This is a genomic window from Polycladospora coralii (assembly GCF_014773435.2).
In the GTDB taxonomy this organism is placed as follows: domain Bacteria; phylum Bacillota; class Bacilli; order Thermoactinomycetales; family Thermoactinomycetaceae; genus Polycladospora; species Polycladospora coralii.
In genome coordinates, this window is the sequence record NZ_JACXAG020000002.1 from 603,506 (window position 1) to 620,593 (window position 17,088).

Here is a 17,088-nt window from a genome sequence, read left to right on the forward strand (position 1 = left end):
ATTAAAAGAGACAGGAAATGACAGACTTTGAAGCATTTCTTAGGTATACTGAAGGCACTTTATACAGTTGGAGAGATTAATGTGGTTGTTTATGCAGATGTCGTATTTCTACTAAACAGTTGTATCGATTTTTTGTTACTTTGGTTGACCGCAGGAATCCGGAAACAACCGCTACATATTTGGAGAATGGGGTGCGCTGCGATAATAGGAGGGATCTATTCGATGTTGTCTCTCTGGCCACCATTTTCATTCCTTTTCTCATTACCCATTAAAATCTTGGTATCAATGGTAATGGTAGTGGTAGGGCTTGGTTATTTCTCTATATATGCTTATTTGCGTAATTTAGCTACTTTTTATTTAACTTGCTTTGTTGCAGGTGGAGCTATGATCGCTCTACATTTTGTGTTAACGGGTAATGGAAATGTAAGTGGAGGTATCCTCTTCACTTCATCATCGAATGGTTGGGGTTCTCCAGTTTCTTGGATCTTTATATGGATCGGCTTTCCACTTGTCTGGCTGTATACAAAATTTTCATTAGGCTCTTTAAAGGAGCGACAAGAAATGAATCAGTTTGTAACCGCTTTTAAAATGGTGATCATGGACCAAATTGTAACTTGTAATGGTTTGATAGACACTGGAAATCAGTTGCGAGACCCTATCTCGCGTCAACCGGTCATTTTGGTAGAGCTTAAGTTGATCGAAGCCCTATTACCCCCAGTCTTAATCGAATGGATAAGAAAGGATGATTTTCAAGCGGACTTGTCACGGTTACCTCTAGAATGGATGTCTAAAGTTCGTATCATCCCTTATCGCGCTGCCGGTCGAGGTCATAGTATGATGATCGCATTTAAACCCGATTGGATTGAAGTGAAAAAAGATCATCACTGGTATAAATTTGAGAAGATTCTCATAGGAATAGATGTCGGGAATCTTTCGACAGATAGGACATACCAAGCGATTATTCATCCTTCTTGTTATCCGTTTACAGACACGATGTACGAGAATCAAAAAAATGTTGAGGAGGCACATGTATGATCGTGAAATGGAAACTAGCGCTTCAACTTTTATGGTATCGCATGATGTTACAAGTAGGATTTAAAGGAGAAGAAATTTATTATATTGGCGGTAGTGAAGCGCTTCCTCCTCCACTAACGCGGGAAGAAGAAGAGCATTTACTAGAACGATTGCCAAGTGGTGATACAGCTGTTCGTGCGATGCTGATCGAACGTAATTTACGTTTAGTGGTTTATATTGCACGCAAATTTGAAAATACGGGCATTAATATCGAAGATTTAGTATCTATTGGTGCAATTGGTCTGATCAAAGCAGTAAACACCTTTGATCCCAGTAAGAAAATTAAACTGGCCACTTATGCCTCTCGTTGCATTGAAAACGAAATTCTCATGTTTTTGAGAAGAAATAATAAAATTCGTTCAGAGGTTTCCTTTGATGAACCGCTAAATACAGACTGGGATGGTAATGAACTTTTACTTTCGGATGTGATGGGAACGGATAACGATACAATTTATCGGGATATTGAAGATGAAGTAGATAAAGATATTTTACGTTCAGCTCTATCAAATCTATCAGATCGGGAAAGAAAAATTATGGAACTCCGATTTGGATTAGATGGGGGAGAAGAGAAGACGCAGAAAGATGTAGCGGATATGATGGGTATATCGCAATCTTATATTTCAAGACTAGAAAAGCGGATTATCAAGAGATTGCGTAAAGAATTCAATAAAATGGTTTAATTTGCTTCCGATTATAATTTTCCCTCCACAGGAGATACTTAACAATATTCCAGCCTGAGGAGGGAAAATATGGCACGAAATAAAGTGGAAATTTGCGGTGTGGACACATCTAAACTCCCTGTACTTAAAAACCAAGAAATGCGCTTACTTTTTCAGGAGTATCAGGCAGGAGATCGCTCAGCACGTGAGAAATTGGTGAATGGGAATTTACGATTGGTATTAAGTGTCATACAACGATTTAATAATCGAGGGGAATGTGTTGATGATTTATTTCAAGTAGGTTGTATTGGCTTAATGAAAGCAATCGATAACTTTGATTTAAGTCAAAATGTGAAGTTCTCCACTTATGCAGTGCCAATGATAATCGGTGAAATACGTCGCTACTTACGAGATAACAACCCGATACGTGTTTCACGGTCACTACGTGATATCGCATATAAGGCTTTACAAGTTCGAGATACGCTGACAAATAAGCATTCACGAGAACCTACTGTAAATGAAATCTCTAAGGTGCTAAATGTACCGAAAGAAGATGTGGTATTTGCACTAGATGCCATTCAAGACCCAGTCTCTTTATTTGAGCCTGTTTATCAAGATGGGGGTGATCCAATTTTTGTCATGGATCAACTAAGTGATGATAATACGAAAGATATACAGTGGGTAGAAGAAATTGCTTTAAAAGAAGCGATGGGGCATCTGAACGGACGAGAGAAGATGATATTATCAATGCGTTTTTTTGAAGGAAAGACACAAATGGAAGTAGCCGATGAGATTGGTATATCGCAGGCTCAAGTATCACGGCTTGAAAAAGCAGCGATTAATCAAATGCATAAATTTGTACATTAAGCATACAAAAACCCCCAGTAGGGGGTTTTAACGTACACGGCTTAAAAATTCTTTTGTGCGCGCTTCTTGGGGATCTTCAAATATTTGTTGTGGAGGTCCAATTTCAATAATCTTACCTTGATCCATAAAGGCGACCCAATCTGCAACTTCGCGAGCGAAGCTCATTTCGTGTGTAACGACGATCATGGTCATTCCTTCTTGTGCTAAAGTTTTCATCACAGTTAATACTTCACCTACTAATTCTGGATCAAGTGCCGAAGTGGGCTCATCAAATAACATCACTTTAGGATGCATGGCTAAAGATCTGGCAATGGCGGCTCGTTGCTTTTGACCACCTGATAAAGAATAGGGATATACGTTTGCTTTTTCAGCTAATCCCACTTTTTTTAGTAATGCTAGTGCTTCTGTTTCTGCTTGCTTTTTTGGGATTTTTTTTACTTTTACAGGTGCTTCAATGATATTTTCAAGTACAGTTTTATGAGGAAATAAATGAAAGTGTTGGAAGACCATGCCCACTTTTTCTCGAACTTTATTTAAAGGTGTACTTTTAGGTTGGATAAGTTGATCTTCAATATAGATCTCGCCTTCATCTTCAATTTCGAGGAAGTTTAAACAACGAAGGAAAGTACTTTTTCCAGAACCGCTTGCGCCGATTAAGACGACAACATCACTTTCATGAACTTCTAGATCAATACCTTTTAACACTTCATTACTTCCAAAAGATTTATGCAAGTTTTTTACGCGAATCAAGTGGCTTCACCTCGTTGTTCAACATCTAGTTTCTTTTCCAAAATTTTAAGCAGATAGGTGAAAATAATGACGAGCACCAAGTAGTATAATCCATTGATAAAAAACGTTTCAAATTGACGGAAGTTATCAGCCGCAGTCGTCATCGCGGTAGCCCATAATTCTTTTCCGCCAATGAATGCCACTAGGGAAGAATCTTTTAAACCGATAATAAATTGATTGCCTAAAGCGGGGATTGAGCGGCGAAAAGCTTGCGGTAAAATGATTCGTCGCATAGCAAGTGGATAGGTCATACCTAATGACTGCGCAGCTTCCATCTGTCCTTTATCAATTGATTGAATGGATCCACGGAATATTTCAGCAATATAAGCACCAGCATGTATGGCTAACGCGAGGACACCGGCTGTAAAATCCTCGAGTGTCACAATGTTCATTTGAGCTAAGCCAAAATAAATAATGAAGATCTGTACAATGAGAGGTGTTCCTCGAATAAACGTAATATAGATATCCGCAATGATATGCAGTACTTTATATTTGGAGATTTTAAAGAATGCAAATATAATACCAATGCCGATTCCGAGTAGTAATGACCAAAAAGTAAGTTGAATGGTTTGCCAAGCAGCTTTGGAAAAACCGACAAAGGTTGTTTGGAAAATTTCAAGTAAAACATCCATTTTTCTTTTCATCACTCCTTATAAGGTTACACTCATCTTCTCCAAGGAACAGATGAGTGTAACAAGTAGATTTATTGTTCTTCCCCTAAAATATTTCGATTGAAATACTTTTGGCTGATTTGATCATATGTGCCATCTTCTATAATCGCCTGTAATGCCACATTAATTTTTTCTTTTAACTTTTCATTTCCTTCTGGAATGGCAATCGCCATTTCATCAAGATTGAGCGGTTTACCCACTTCCTTAAGTGGGAAATTTTCTTCTTGAATCGCGTGAAAACCAACCGCTTGATCTGTAATAACTGCATCGATTCGACCGGTAGGTAGATCTTGTAGTGCCGTCACATCGCTGGTATATTCCGTTACTTCACTGGTATATTCTTTGGCGATGGTTGAAAAAGTAGATGCTTTTACGACACCAATCTTTTTTCCTTTTAAATCTTCAGGAGATTTGATGGAAGTGTTCTTATCTTGTACAAAAACTTGTGCACCTGAGCGGTAATAAGGATTAGTAAAATCGACTGCTTTATCCCGTTCAGGGGTGATGGCCATACTACCGATGATGGCGTCATATTTATTTGCTTGTAAACCTGCAATGATCGATTCCCATGGATTAGTGACAGGGTTGGGTTTCATGCCCATTTCTTTGGCTAAAGCTTCTCCAATTTCAACGTCAAAACCAGCTAAGTTTCCGCTTTTTGAATCCGTATAATTAAATGGCTTATATAGGCCGCTCATAGCGTAGCTAAACACGCCTTCTTCCAATGTGAGTTGGTTATCTGACTGACTTTGATTCGAGCATGCTACAATCCATAACAATGAACTTAAAAGTAGACTGATCAATGCAAAACGTAAGTAACGAATGGTTAAAACCTCCTGTGTGTAAGTGTAAATAAAATTGACTGAATAATGATATACCCTAAATAAATGTTCATGAAACAATTAATTTATGTTGGTTGAATATTTTAATGGTACTAATAATTACTTTATGACAAGAAAAAGGGGATAATCTATATCTATTCACTCATATAAATAGTGGAGAAAGTAAATGGTGCGGTGAGAGCAAAATATAAGAAGATTAAATAGAAAAATCATGCAAATGGGTTATCAGGAATATAAACAAGTGAAAGTCTAGGTGTTTGAAACGTAATGACAATTCTATTCAGAGGAGAAGATAAGAATGAAAATTTCTGAATTGCAGTTAAAAGAAGTGGTATCTGTTTCGGATGGTAGAAAGTTAGGAAAAATACATGACTTAGGCATCGACTTGGATAAAGGATTTATTCGAGAAATCATTATCCCAAGTGAGACGAGATTATTTGGTTTTATTTCGAGTGGGCATGAATGGGTCATCCCATGGCGTAATATTGAAAGAATTGGCTCGGATGTTATTTTAGTACGGATTGATACGCTTTCTTCCAAACACGGACAACCATCAACAGATGAATCTGATATATCCCAGTAGTGTGACTACAAATTGGAAAAATCATGCCAATCCATATCGTTTAATATGTAACTTTTTTCACATCATGAAAGTTATGGTAATATGAGTGAGGGAGGTGGGCTATACGTGGATCCATTTGTCTTTCAAGAAACTGCAGATATTCCTATTTTTATTATAAAAGAATGGGAAGAACGGTTTCCCAGCCTTCGTGTAGGTTTTAGTGCAAGAAAAAAGGGAGAAGACGCCGATTGTCGTAACTATGCACTCCATGTGGGTAATAATGGGGCGAAGGTGATTGAAAATAGAAGAAAGCTAGCCGAGTTTGTCGACTTTTCACTATCCGATTGGACTTGTGCCGAACAGGTTCACCATACCCGAATCGCATTTGCTCAAGATCATGATCGGGGTCGGGGAAAAAAAGATCGTAAAACAGCTTTTCAAAATACGGATGGGTTATTCTCCTACCGTTCAAATATGCTACTCGCTTCCTATTATGCGGATTGTGTCCCCCTGTATTTTTATGCTTCTGATATTGGGCACTATGGTGTGGCACATGCGGGTTGGAAGGGAACCGTACAACAAATCGGTCCTAAAATGATTCAGAAGTTACAAGAACGAGGGGCCAGGATTGAACATATTTTTGTCGCTGTCGGTCCTTCAATTGGCCCTTGTTGTTATGAAGTTGATCATCATGTGATCCATCCATTAAAAAGAGTGTTAAATAATCAAATGCAACTTGATCGAGTAGCCATGAGTCATACCCCAGCAAAATGGCATTTAGACTTAAAGGAAGCAAATGCGTCATTGCTAAAAAACATAGGTGTAAAAGAGCAAAACGTCTTACAGAGTAACTGGTGTACAAGCTGTGACGTGAATTACTTTTATTCACACCGTAGAGACGGTGGAAATACGGGGAGAATGGTCGCTTGGATTGGAAAGAAAGGTGATTGACATGGATAGCAAAAAACATCGTTGGGGAAGTATTCAAGAAAAAATAAAAGCGGCTTGTAAGCGAGCAAATCGCGATGTGAGCGAGGTAAATGTGCTCGCTGTGACGAAATATATTGATGAGGTTGCAACAAGGGAAGTATTAGATTTAGGCATCAATCACATTGGTGAGTCACGTATACAAGATGCGGTTAAGAAATGGGAGCAGATACAGAGGGATGCAACTTGGCATTTCATTGGACATTTGCAACGTAATAAGGTAAAAGAAGTGATTGCTAGATTTCATTATTTACACGCACTTGATCGCTTTACTTTAGCGCAAGAAATCAATCGTAGAACACAGGAAGCGGCTGTCGAACCATTAAAATGCTTTATTCAAGTGAATGTCTCCGGGGAAGAATCGAAATATGGTATTACTCCGCAAGAATTAGAAGAGTTTGCTAGAGAAGTGGCGAATTTATCTCATATAGAGATAATAGGTTTGATGACAATGGCTCCTATTGTACCAGATGCAGAGGAAGTTCGGCCCCTATTTCGAGAACTGAGGCGCTTAAAGGAACATTTGCAAAATCTGAATCAACCTCGCTTAAATGTGTCGCATCTCTCGATGGGAATGTCACAAGATTATGGAGTGGCCATTGAAGAGGGTGCTACATGGATTCGGCTAGGAACTGAGTTGGTCGGACCAGGAAGGCGAGGAAGTTAGCCTTTCAAGGAGGTTCTATGATGACAATCAAAGACCGCATCTTAAGTTTTTTTGCAATTCCTGATGAAGATGAAGATGAGGAATTTTATGAGGAGCATGAAGAGGAAGCTGCATCTGAATCATCTTCCTTAACAAAGGGAAGAAGTAATATTGTCTCATTACACACACAAAAAAATGTTAAACTAGTTTTATATGAACCGAGAACTTATGAAGAAGCTACTGAAATAGCAGATCAATTAAAAAGTCACCGACCCGTAGTTGTTAATCTACAGATGGTAAGGCGAGAAACAGCGTCGCGGATCATTGATTTTTTGAGTGGAACGGTTTACGCTTTAGGTGGTAATATACAGAAGTTGGGAACCAGCATTTTTATCTTTACCCCTGCTAATGTAGATGTTCAGGGAACAATCACAGATTTATTAAAAGATGAACGTAATTGAATTTGAGGTGAAGAAGACTACATGAATATTTTATTTTCCGTGTTAGATTGGGCTTTTATGATTTACTATGTCATGATCATTGTCTATATACTCATGTCATGGTTACCGAATGTACAAAGTTCTCCTATTGGTCAAGTGATTGGACGTCTTGTCGAACCCTATTTAGCCGTGTTTCGTCGCTTTATTCCACCGCTTGGGATGATTGACTTGTCTCCAATCGTAGCGATTATTGCGTTGCGCTTTATACAATCCGGTTTATTTACTGTGATTGCGTGGATTGTAGCGATGGTTGCATGAGTATAAATCAAACGGAAATATATATGCATTTTCGTAAGGATGAACGGGAGTTTGTGAAACGCAGCTTAGATTGGGTAAAACGTGCTTCTGAGCGACATCAAAGTATCGTTACCCCTTTTCTAGATCCGAGACAACAAAGTATTGTGCAATCCGTCTGTAGTCGTGATCCGGATGTGGTTGTTTTTAAAAATGGTGGTTATCATAATGCAGAACGTTCTCGATTGCATATTGGACCATCTTATTTAATCTATGATGAGATCGCTTTCGATATCGCCTATATGCGTCTGCTTCCAGTCAATGGAAAAAGGTTAGAACATAGAAATGTTTTGGGTACACTTCTGGGGCTGGGATTAAATCGGGATAAAATGGGGGATATTATTCCTCATGATGTAGGCTGTGACATTGTATTAGATCAAACACTACTTGAATATATCCAAATTCATATTGGACAAGTTGGTCGGGTACGTGTTAACATAGTTGAGGTTCAAAAACAAGAACTTAACATCCCTACGGTAGATATGAAAGAATTTGTCGTTACAGTTTCTTCTATGCGTATAGATGCCGTTATAGCAGCTGGATATCGTATGTCACGAACAAAAGCTGGGGATTTGATTCGATCCGAGAAGTGTAAAGTGAATTGGAAACTTATAGAAAATCCACATTATACACTTCAACCTGGTGATTTAGTTTCTCTAAAAGGATTTGGTAGACTACGTGTAGAAAACATACAAGGCGTAACAAAAAAAGAAAAGTTTATTGTAGCCTTGGCAGTTTTTGGATAGAAAAAAGCACGATTTTTGTTATAGAATTAGAGAAGGATATTTGATACTATTGTCGAATAGAAGAGAATGCAATTTTTACAGGAGGTGCGGATTATGCCGCTAAGTCCTTATGATATACATGATAAAGAATTTAAACGTTCTATACGTGGATATGATGTGGATGAAGTTAACGAGTTCCTTGATCAAATCATAGCCGAATTTAGCGAACACGCAAAGGAAAAAATGGAACTTGAGCAACGGAATTTAGAGTTAGAACAACAAGTTGAAGAGTTACAATACGAATTAGAACGAGTACTGGAAAGTCAAGAAATGCAAACCGAGCAGCAACCTGTACCTGACCCAGTACCTCAGCCTCAATCGAGATTTGGTGTGCAAACAACGGATGTGAATGCATTACAACCTACAGGGCCTTCACAAGCCTCTCTTTCATCAATGGAGCAAAGTATTCATAAGTCCATTCGAGTAGCACAAGAAGTGGCTGAAGAAGTGCGCTTAAATGCGAAGAAAGAAGCACAACTGATTGTACAAGAAGCAGAAAAAAATGCAGATCGCATTATTAATGAAGCATTACAAAAAGCACGTGCCATTCATAGTGAGTTACTTGACTTGAAGCAAAAGTCAACGGTGTACAGAGCACGCTTCCGTACTTTGGTACAGTCACATTTAGATATTCTTGAGAACTCTGATTGGGAATCTTTAGAAGAATTGGAAACAAACCTAGAAGAACAAGGCAAGCAATTAGAGCAATTTGCAGAAGAAACACCAACAATGGATATGTTACCAGAAGAACCAACTCGTGAGTACCAAGATTTTAACCCAATGGAAGAAATAGAACCCGTTGATGAAGTTGCTGCTTCGTATATCGAAGAAGAGGAAGAGCCTAGACGTGAACTAAGACGGACTACACGTAAATTAAAGAAAAAAGCGATGTTTTAACGTGGGAAACCATAACTCGTGTAGCAGCGAATTAGGGATGGTGTAAGCCTAATCCGAGTCATTATCACATACGGTCATGAACGAGAGTAAGGTAGACCGCGCCGTTCACTTAATGACTGAAAGCATAATACGTTTTTGAGCTTAAGTGTTTGAGAAATGCTTGAGAATACCGCGGGAAGCCTTCTCGTCCTTACTGGATGATGAAGGTTTTTATTTTTTACATGGGTACACCTCTTCCTACTTAAAAAGCCAGATGAGGCTATGCTGATAGCTTCACCTGGCGCATATAAAAGTTATCTCTTTCGATGCTTCATCTGATTGCGATAAGTTTTGGTTCGTTTTTTCCAAGTCTCTCGTTCGCGTGACTGGAGTTGTTTATTTTCTCTTCTGGCTAGATAGGCGAGCTCTCGCTGTAGCTTTAGATAGCTTGCTAAGCGTTCCGGTTGTAAAGTATTTTCTGCAATCGCTGTTTGAATTGCACAACCTGGCTCCTGCACGTGTCTACAATCTGTAAACTGACAATTTGAAGCGAGACGCTCAATATCTTCAAACGTTTCTTGTATACCGCTACTTCCATCCCATAACTGGAGTTCGCGCATACCAGGCGTATCAATCAAACAGGATCCTTGTGGAAGCGGAATAAGCTCACGATGTGTTGTCGTATGCTTTCCTTTCCCATCCTGCTCACGAATGGCCTGAGTTTGTTGATGATCGCGCTCTAGTAATGCGTTTGTGAGTGTAGATTTCCCTACACCAGATGATCCAAGTAACGCGACGGTGGCACCTGGTTTTAGATAAGCGCTTAGTTCCGAAAGTCCTGTATGATCTGCTGCACTTACGAAATGAATCGGTACACCTAATGCAACTGACTCCACTTCGCTCTTTTTTTGCTCGATATCTGAGCACAAGTCGCTTTTATTTAGGATGACAACTGGAGTGGCTCCGCTTTCCCAAGTGATAACTAGATACCGCTCTAAACGCTTTAGATTAAAGTCTTGGTTAAGAGCGAGGACAAGAAAAATGGTGTCCACATTTGCTGCTACCACCTGCATCTCATGTCTGGAACCTGGCGTTTTGCGTGTAAACTGACTGGTGCGTGGTAATACAAATTGGATGACACCTTTTGCCTCTGTTTCTTGTATGCTTAACGCTACCCAATCCCCCACAGCGGGATATTGCTCGCGCGCTTCGATTTCATAGCGAAATTTACCAGATAAATGTGCAAGGATTTCACCTGATTCTGTGGCTACTCGATAGGTATGTTTATGTTCAATGAGTACGCGACCCATTTCGTATCCTTGAGTTTGTAATGCTTGCAATTCGCTTGTTTTTGTTTCATCAAAACCATAATGAATTAAATTCAACTAGTATTCCTCCTGTGATAGGTCAATCGTGCCACAGGGGTCTAGTATTTACCCTAGTGGCCATTTAAGTGGCTAAGCCCTCTGCTACAATAAATACATTTTTTGTCATAAAACAACACTCCTTTCAAAAATAAGGAAAAACTTATTATTCTCATTATGATAGGTCAGGTTGATAAAAGCAAGTGAAGTTTTTCATCACATGAAATAAGTATCGCAGGAGAAAATAATGTGTGTAGTCATTTCAGGAGGTGCTTATGTGAATGCAGAAACTTTAGAACGTATATATCAGGAGCTATGGTTTCAAAAAAAGGAAATAGAAGCGAGAATAAATCAAAACGAACATTATGGGTTAGATCAAGGTATGAATAGCGCAATTGGCGAATTATCTGGGTATGACAATCACCCGGCTGACATTGGAACCGAAATGTTTGAACGAGAAAAAGATATCGCATTGCAAGGTGTCGATAAACAACATCTAAACGATATTAACCGTGCCCTAGAACGAATTGAAGCAGGAGAGTACGGGAGCTGTAAAATTTGTGAAAAATCGATTGCAACAGAGCGACTAGAAGCCTTTCCAACTGCAGTTTATTGTATGGATCACCAGCCTACGATGCATGCATCTCAAAAGAGCAGACCGATAGAAGAAGAGGTCATGGATGGCAATATGCGTAATCGAGACCAGAGCAGTTACAATGGTTATGATGGAGAAGATGCGTGGCAGGAGGTTTCACAATATGGTACATCAACACCTTTAGATCATTACGTGGAAGTGTACATTGAGCATGAGCATAGAGGTTATGTCGATATTGTCGAAGGGTTTTCCATAACGGATGCAAGCGGATCAAGTAGCGGGATCACACAGATTACCCATAATGAAGCATATCGACTAAAAGACCGTGAAGAACGGATACAAGATGGAGAAGACACATTGCTTTGACACTCACTACGGCCCCCTTAGTGTGGAGTTGCAATCCATTTCGGCTTGGTGTCACTCCCAAGCTAAGGGGTGTCTCATGTCCCCCTCCCTAAAGAAGTGAGGCTTTTCCGCTCGCAAAATCTGTAACCACGTGTCTAGCTTGTTAGAATAAAAGCGGCTGTGCTACAATCAGAGAGAAAAAGCGTGCGTTTAAAGAGGAAGAGGAGGAAGACATGGTTAGAAATGTTATGATTGCTGTAGTTGTTTTAATTTTAGATCAGTGGAGCAAATGGTGGATTGTGAAAGATATGGAGCTTAGTCAATCCATTCCTGTGATAGATGGATTTTTCTATATTACCTCTCACCGGAATCGCGGAGCGGCATTTGGGATTCTACAAAATCAACAATGGTTTTTTATATTGATTACTTGTATCGTGTTAGCGGTTATCGTGGTGTATTTGTGGAAACTAAAGAACGATCAGAAATGGCTATCCTTCGCCTTTTCTTTAGTACTTGGAGGAGCTATTGGCAATTTGATAGATCGCATTCGAACTGGGGAAGTTGTAGACTTTTTACATTTTCAATTTGGAACGTATCACTTTCCAATCTTCAATATTGCGGACTCAGCAATTGTAGTTGGCGTCTCCATTTTGATTGTGATCACCTTATTTTTTCCGGTACAAGAACAGATGGAGGACGTATAATGGAGAAGCATGAAACGTATGAATGGGAAATTGCAGAGAGTGGAGAGCGACTTGATAAAGAAATTGCACAATTTGATCCGTCATGGTCTCGCGCTCAAATACAAGATTGGATAAAAACAGACTTTGTGACGGTAAATGGAGATAGGAAAAAGGCAAACTATCGCTTAAAAGCAGGAGATCATATCTCAGTTGAAGTTCCACCGATAGTAGACTTAGAGGTGCAAGCAGAAGCGATCCCGCTTGATATTCGTTATGAAGATGATGACGTAATCGTCATTAATAAGCCCAGAGGTATGGTGGTGCATCCTGGATCGGGTAATGAAAATGGTACACTTGTCAATGCGCTTCTAGCCTATTGTAAAGAAGATTTATCTGGCATCGGTGGCGTAGCGCGACCCGGTATTGTACATAGAATTGATAAAGATACATCGGGCTTAATTATGGTTGCCAAAAATGACTTTGCGCATCAATCATTGGTTGAGCAATTACGACAACATACGGTGGAGCGCGCTTATACTGCTGTTGTAATGGGAGCGATTACGCACGAACATGGTACAATTGATGCACCAATCGGCCGTGACCCATCTCACCGTCAACGGATGACCGTCATCGAAGAAAATAGTAAGCATGCGGTGACTCACTTCACGGTTTTAGAACGCTTAGGCAATTTTACAGTAGTAGAGTGTCGCTTGGAAACAGGACGCACGCATCAAATTCGTGTCCACATGAAATATATTGGCTTTCCACTTGTAGGTGATCCTGTGTATGGAGCTAAGAAAAATAAACTCCCAATAGAGGGACAAGCGCTCCATGCGCGTATACTGGGATTTGAACATCCCCGCACAGGTGAAAAAATTCGGATTGAAGCCGAATTGCCATCAGATATGGAAGCCTTACTAACCAAACTCCGGCATAAGCATATGTAATCAACATCTCCTTGCTAGTTGCGTTCTAGTTAGGAGATGCTTTAGTTCATGATACTAAATACAAGCAAGAGGTAGAAAAAATGGAAGCATTCGAAGTTTTTACGCTTATCGTTGCGGTGATGTTTATCTTAGGTGCTGTTTTTTATCGGGATGAAGATAAGGATGAAGCGTTATGCGAAGAAGAGAAAAAAGCATTAAAAAAAACAGACTATTTCTTGTCCTTTTTCTTTCAAGAATATTCATCATTACTTCCAGCTTTTTTGGTCAAGTTTTTCTTTTTTTCAATCGGAATAAGCCTTATGATATTCGTTTTTTTCGACTTCCTATAGAGTTGGAATCTGGATGAAAAAAGCGATGACACGAACGCTTTCACGAAGTTTTTACGTATATTGCTGGAGTTTGCTAGGTATGTATTTAGGGTTAGTGAAAACTGATTTTCTAGGTGTTTGTGTGGTAACACTTGCTCTATTTATCCTCCATTTGTGTTGGGAAGCAGTAAAATATGTAAGCGACACGTTACACAAAAATAAAACTTTGACATTTAAGTCATGGTTAGGCATAATAGACATTAGTAAATGATGAACCTTTAAAAACAGTCCAGAGAGGCTGGCAAGGGAACGGTATATGTAAATTGTAGAGAAGGGATATCTTCTTGCTACAATTGTTCTCCTTGTCCACTTTGGATAAGGATTTTTTTATGTATAAAAAGAGGTGTTTGAGATGCCATCACAAAGCAAAGTACTATTGGATGAAGCTGCAATTCGTCGTGCCCTAACAAGAATTGCTCACGAAATCTTAGAGCGAAATAAAGGGGTAGAAAACTGTATATTAGTAGGCATACGTACCAGAGGTGTTTATTTAGCGGAACGCTTACGGGACAAGATTAAGCAAATCGAAGGGTTAGAAATTCCATTTGGTGAAATCGATATTACACTATATCGGGACGATTTGACAGAAAAACAAAATCAACCAGAAGTGAAAAGCTCTAGCTTACCCCCGATTGATGGAAAAAAAATCATCTTGATTGATGATGTGTTATATACAGGCAGAACGGTAAGGGCCGCGATGGATGCTTTAATCGATTTAGGAAGACCGCAGATGATTCAGTTAGCCGTATTAGTCGATCGTGGTCATCGTGAATTGCCGATACGACCTGATTTTGTTGGTAAAAATGTACCGACTTCTAAAACAGAAGTGGTTGCTGTAGCGCTCAGTGAAGTAGACCAGACAGCAGATTGTGTTCAAATTATAACGAAATAGTTCCCTTTTAAGACAAGCCCCGTGAGGCTGGCAAAGGGATGATAAGGAGTCGTGTGGCTGTGGAGGCCATATGTCTACTTACATCAAAATCTCTTTGCCAAATGCGCAAAGAGATTTTTTTGGTATAAGGAGGAGTAACCATGCGACATTTTATCCATACTGATACACTCGATATCACGACCATTCATGCTTTGCTCACAAGTGCTAAGCAACATGAAGCGCAAATGGTTCAAGCAGATCAACCCTATCGAAATCGGTTTACGGCTAATCTATTCTTTGAGCCCAGCACAAGGACTCGTTGCTCCTTTGAAGTAGCACAAAAACGATTAGGGATGGAAGTGATTCACCTAGATACAGATACATCAAGTGCGGTAAAAGGTGAATCCCTCTATGATACGATTCAGACATTATCGGCCTTGGGTGTTGAAATCGTGGTGATGCGCCATACGCATTTAAGCGTATATGAAGCGCTGATGAAACAAAATGTGAACTGTGCGCTTATCAATGCTGGAGCGGGGAAACAAGCCCATCCTACACAAGCTTTGCTCGATCTATATACCATTCAAAATCATTTTGGTGAGCTAGATGGATTAGTTGTGGCGATGATAGGAGATATTACTCATAGTCGTGTGGTACGTTCTAACTTGGATCTCATGCAACGGTTGGGTATCCAAGTCATTCTAAGTGGTCCTGAAAATATGCGTGACCCCGAGTTGGAAAGAAGAGCGCCTTATGTATCATTTTCTGAAGCGATACAGAAAGCGGATGTGGTGATGATGCTACGTGTGCAATTAGAGAGACATCAGGGGGAGATATTCTCGGATGCCTCTAAGTATTGTGAGCATTACGGGCTTACACAAGCCAGGATGGAAAACATGAAAGCGAATGCTATCATCCTACATCCAGCTCCGATGAATCGAGGAGTAGAAATTGAGGATGCCTGTGTGGAACATGAGCGGAGTCGTATTTTTGCACAGATGCGCAATGGTGTCTATGTGCGCATGGCAGTACTTGATTATGTACTAGGAGGAATAAAAACATGCTAATCATGATTAAGGGTGGGCAAGTGTATGATCGGGAAACAGGTGAATTTGTGAAGCAAGATCTATTGATAGAAGATCATCAGATTGTCCGGATCGCAAAAGATATACAAGCGACAGACATTGTAGATCAGATCATCGATGCTGAAAATCGCATTATTGTGCCCGGATTGATCGATCTTCATGTTCATTTTCGGGAGCCTGGATTTGAGCAGAAAGAAACCATCATGACAGGATCAATGGCCGCTGCAAGGGGAGGCTATACCACAGTAGCCTGTATGCCAAATACCAGACCTGTCATCGACACCGTTGAAACAGTACAAAGCATTAAAAAACGTGCGGAAGAAGCAGCTACGCGGGTGCTCATGTATGGTGCGATTACTGTCCGAGAATTGGGTGAAAACCTTACCGATATGCATGAGCTGGCGGAAGCAGGTGTCATCGGGTTTACTGATGATGGAGTAGGTGTACAAACAAGCGCGAAGATGAAAGAAGCAATGAAAAAGGCAAAATCCCTAAATTTACCGATTGTAGCCCACTGTGAAGATAATAGTTTGGCAAAAGGTGGATGTGTGCATGAAGGCGTCTTTGCGAAGCAACATGATTTACCGGGTATACCCAATGAAGCCGAAGCCATTCATGTCGGGCGAGATATCTTGCTAGCGGAAAGCACAGGCGCTCACTATCACGTTTGTCATATTAGTGCAAAGGAATCGGTGCGACTGGTAAGAGAGGCGAAGTCGCGAGGACAAAAAGTAACCGCAGAAGTGACGCCGCACCACTTACTGCTGTGTGATGAAGATATCCCTGCACCTGATGCGATGTGGAAAATGAATCCACCCCTACGTGGAAAGGCTGATCGCGAGGCACTGATCGAAGGGTTACAAGATGGAACGATTGACTTTATTGCGACTGACCACGCTCCACATACAACAGCAGAGAAAGCAGTGGGCATGAAGCAAGCTCCATTTGGAATAGTAGGGTTAGAAACCGCATTTCCATTACTTTATACGCACTTGGTATGTACGGGGATTTTAACACTTCCACAATTGATTGATAAGATGACCTACATCCCTGCGACTACTTTTGGCCTACCATTTGGTGAGTTAGCAGAAGGTAAAACGGCAGATCTTACAATGATTGATTTGCATCACGAACAAGTGATTGATCCCGAAAGATTTCATTCGAAAGGACGAAATACACCCTTTAAGGACTGGAAAGTGAAAGGGTGGCCAGTGCTCACGATGTTGAATGGAAAAATAACTTGGTCAGAATCGAAAAAAACAATCAAAGGGTGAATCA

General features: G+C 40.1%; 21 protein-coding genes. 17 read left to right on the top strand and 4 right to left on the bottom strand.

Annotation, left to right across the window (positions count from 1 at the left end):
* The first annotated feature begins 27 nt into the window (after window positions 1-27).
* From spoIIGA to sigG, 3 genes are all read left to right on the top strand, one after another.
* Window positions 28-1,035 carry a sigma-E processing peptidase SpoIIGA gene (spoIIGA, locus tag IC619_RS07300; protein WP_191140037.1) on the top strand — a complete coding sequence of 336 codons (1,008 nt, stop codon included), beginning with the start codon at window positions 28-30 and terminating at the stop codon, window positions 1,033-1,035.
* A complete protein-coding gene (gene sigE / locus IC619_RS07305; RefSeq protein ID WP_191140038.1) occupies window positions 1,032-1,754 on the top strand; it encodes an RNA polymerase sporulation sigma factor SigE in 723 nt (240 codons plus the stop codon). The genes spoIIGA and sigE overlap by 4 nt, the downstream gene beginning before the upstream one ends.
* 69 nt (window positions 1,755-1,823) lie before the next feature.
* Window positions 1,824-2,600, top strand: coding sequence for an RNA polymerase sporulation sigma factor SigG (gene sigG, locus IC619_RS07310; RefSeq protein WP_191140039.1), 777 nt, complete (start codon window positions 1,824-1,826; stop codon window positions 2,598-2,600).
* A gap of 27 nt (window positions 2,601-2,627) precedes the next feature.
* Here sigG and IC619_RS07315 read toward each other — a convergent pair whose 3' ends face one another.
* From IC619_RS07315 to IC619_RS07325, 3 genes are read right to left on the bottom strand one after another with little or no spacing between them, the layout of a single operon-like run.
* Window positions 2,628-3,350: an amino acid ABC transporter ATP-binding protein gene (locus tag IC619_RS07315; RefSeq protein ID WP_191140040.1), complete on the bottom strand. Its 723-nt coding sequence runs from the start codon at window positions 3,348-3,350 to the stop codon at window positions 2,628-2,630.
* Window positions 3,347-4,033, bottom strand: a complete 687-nt coding sequence (locus IC619_RS07320) for an amino acid ABC transporter permease (RefSeq protein WP_249669737.1) — start codon at window positions 4,031-4,033, stop codon at window positions 3,347-3,349. The genes IC619_RS07315 and IC619_RS07320 overlap by 4 nt, the downstream gene beginning before the upstream one ends.
* A 59-nt stretch (window positions 4,034-4,092) precedes the next feature.
* Window positions 4,093-4,884, bottom strand: a complete 792-nt coding sequence (locus tag IC619_RS07325) for an ABC transporter substrate-binding protein (RefSeq protein ID WP_430624107.1) — start codon at window positions 4,882-4,884, stop codon at window positions 4,093-4,095.
* A gap of 316 nt (window positions 4,885-5,200) precedes the next feature.
* On the opposite strand from IC619_RS07325, the gene IC619_RS07330 reads away from it, so the two are divergent.
* From IC619_RS07330 to IC619_RS07360, 7 genes are all read left to right on the top strand, one after another.
* Entirely contained in the window at window positions 5,201-5,485 is a 285-nt protein-coding gene (locus IC619_RS07330; RefSeq protein WP_191140041.1) for a YlmC/YmxH family sporulation protein, read from the top strand.
* Window positions 5,486-5,590: 105 nt separating this feature from the next.
* Window positions 5,591-6,415, top strand: a complete 825-nt coding sequence (pgeF, locus tag IC619_RS07335; protein ID WP_191140042.1) for a peptidoglycan editing factor PgeF — start codon at window positions 5,591-5,593, stop codon at window positions 6,413-6,415.
* A 1-nt stretch (window position 6,416) separates the two neighbouring features.
* Window positions 6,417-7,118 carry a YggS family pyridoxal phosphate-dependent enzyme gene (locus IC619_RS07340; protein ID WP_191140043.1) on the top strand — a complete coding sequence of 234 codons (702 nt, stop codon included), beginning with the start codon at window positions 6,417-6,419 and terminating at the stop codon, window positions 7,116-7,118.
* A 20-nt stretch (window positions 7,119-7,138) separates the two neighbouring features.
* Complete coding sequence (locus IC619_RS07345) at window positions 7,139-7,558, top strand: cell division protein SepF (protein WP_191140044.1); 420 nt, start codon at window positions 7,139-7,141, stop codon at window positions 7,556-7,558.
* A 21-nt stretch (window positions 7,559-7,579) separates the two neighbouring features.
* Window positions 7,580-7,855 (top strand): YggT family protein, encoded by a 276-nt coding sequence (locus IC619_RS07350; RefSeq protein WP_191140045.1) that lies wholly within the window; start codon window positions 7,580-7,582, stop codon window positions 7,853-7,855.
* Between the two features lie 53 nt (window positions 7,856-7,908).
* Window positions 7,909-8,637, top strand: coding sequence for a YlmH/Sll1252 family protein (locus IC619_RS07355; RefSeq protein WP_191140046.1), 729 nt, complete (start codon window positions 7,909-7,911; stop codon window positions 8,635-8,637).
* Between the two features lie 93 nt (window positions 8,638-8,730).
* Complete coding sequence (locus IC619_RS07360) at window positions 8,731-9,573, top strand: DivIVA domain-containing protein (protein ID WP_191140047.1); 843 nt, start codon at window positions 8,731-8,733, stop codon at window positions 9,571-9,573.
* Between the two features lie 293 nt (window positions 9,574-9,866).
* Here IC619_RS07360 and rsgA read toward each other — a convergent pair whose 3' ends face one another.
* On the bottom strand, window positions 9,867-10,937 hold the full coding sequence (rsgA, locus tag IC619_RS07365) for a ribosome small subunit-dependent GTPase A (protein WP_249669739.1): 1,071 nt from the start codon (window positions 10,935-10,937) through the stop codon (window positions 9,867-9,869).
* A gap of 256 nt (window positions 10,938-11,193) precedes the next feature.
* Between rsgA and IC619_RS07370 the strand changes: the two genes are divergently transcribed.
* The 7 genes from IC619_RS07370 to IC619_RS07400 all read left to right on the top strand — a co-directional run bounded on the left by IC619_RS07370 (window position 11,194) and on the right by IC619_RS07400 (window position 17,084).
* Complete coding sequence (locus IC619_RS07370; protein WP_191140048.1) at window positions 11,194-11,877, top strand: TraR/DksA C4-type zinc finger protein; 684 nt, start codon at window positions 11,194-11,196, stop codon at window positions 11,875-11,877.
* 212 nt (window positions 11,878-12,089) lie between these two features.
* A complete protein-coding gene (gene lspA, locus IC619_RS07375) occupies window positions 12,090-12,560 on the top strand; it encodes a signal peptidase II (RefSeq protein WP_191140049.1) in 471 nt (156 codons plus the stop codon).
* A complete protein-coding gene (locus IC619_RS07380) occupies window positions 12,560-13,486 on the top strand; it encodes an RluA family pseudouridine synthase (protein WP_191140050.1) in 927 nt (308 codons plus the stop codon). The genes lspA and IC619_RS07380 overlap by 1 nt, the downstream gene beginning before the upstream one ends.
* 80 nt (window positions 13,487-13,566) lie before the next feature.
* Window positions 13,567-13,815, top strand: coding sequence for a hypothetical protein (locus IC619_RS07385; RefSeq protein WP_191140051.1), 249 nt, complete (start codon window positions 13,567-13,569; stop codon window positions 13,813-13,815).
* Window positions 13,816-14,206: 391 nt separating this feature from the next.
* The gene (pyrR, locus tag IC619_RS07390; RefSeq protein WP_191140052.1) at window positions 14,207-14,746 is read left to right on the top strand and encodes a bifunctional pyr operon transcriptional regulator/uracil phosphoribosyltransferase PyrR; all 540 of its coding nucleotides are present in this window, start codon (window positions 14,207-14,209) and stop codon (window positions 14,744-14,746) included.
* A 140-nt stretch (window positions 14,747-14,886) separates the two neighbouring features.
* Entirely contained in the window at window positions 14,887-15,792 is a 906-nt protein-coding gene (locus tag IC619_RS07395; RefSeq protein ID WP_191140053.1) for an aspartate carbamoyltransferase catalytic subunit, read from the top strand.
* The gene (locus IC619_RS07400; RefSeq protein ID WP_191140054.1) at window positions 15,786-17,084 is read left to right on the top strand and encodes a dihydroorotase; all 1,299 of its coding nucleotides are present in this window, start codon (window positions 15,786-15,788) and stop codon (window positions 17,082-17,084) included. The genes IC619_RS07395 and IC619_RS07400 overlap by 7 nt, the downstream gene beginning before the upstream one ends.
* The last annotated feature ends 4 nt before the right edge of the window (window positions 17,085-17,088 follow it).